The sequence below is a fragment of the Psychrobacter sp. PSi21 genome (assembly GCF_054960615.1).
In genome coordinates this window covers 1-453 of the sequence record NZ_JBHNYR010000055.1, presented here as the reverse complement: position 1 = coordinate 453, position 453 = coordinate 1, and the positions used below count along the sequence as shown (strand labels likewise).

The following is a 453-nucleotide window of genomic DNA, read 5'->3' as shown; positions in this document are numbered from 1 at the left end:
TCTGCCAATTCTGGAATGACTGTATTTATGGTTATATAAATTTGGGCTTTGATAGAATACCTCCTAAGTATCTACATAAAATAACATGGGAACACAATCTTATCGCTAGAATGAAGATGAGCGCGTGCAATCAAGGAAGGCTCGTGTAAGTCGCGTACTCATTGGCTATTTATATCAATGACAAGGATGGAACGATAATTATGACTATTGCAAAAAATATTGAGATCAGCAGTACTTCTGAAACCAGTTTTGAAGATGCGATTCAAAAAGGCGTCGAACGCATCACCAAAACAGTTAAAAACGTGCAAGGCGCATGGGTCAAAGAGCAAAAAATCGGTGTGACAGACGGCAAAATTGATAAATATCATGTCATCATGATTGTCAGTTTTGTGATTGATGACGACACTGACGTCAGCTAAAACGCAATTTTATTAAATAAAAAAGACTGCTACG

General features: G+C 37.3%; 1 protein-coding gene. It reads left to right on the top strand.

Translation table 11 applies throughout. The features are described from left to right. Window positions 1-200 precede the first annotated feature (200 nt). On the top strand, window positions 201-419 hold the full coding sequence (locus tag ACFI32_RS14860) for a dodecin family protein (protein ID WP_462627396.1): 219 nt from the start codon (window positions 201-203) through the stop codon (window positions 417-419). Window positions 420-453 lie beyond the last annotated feature (34 nt).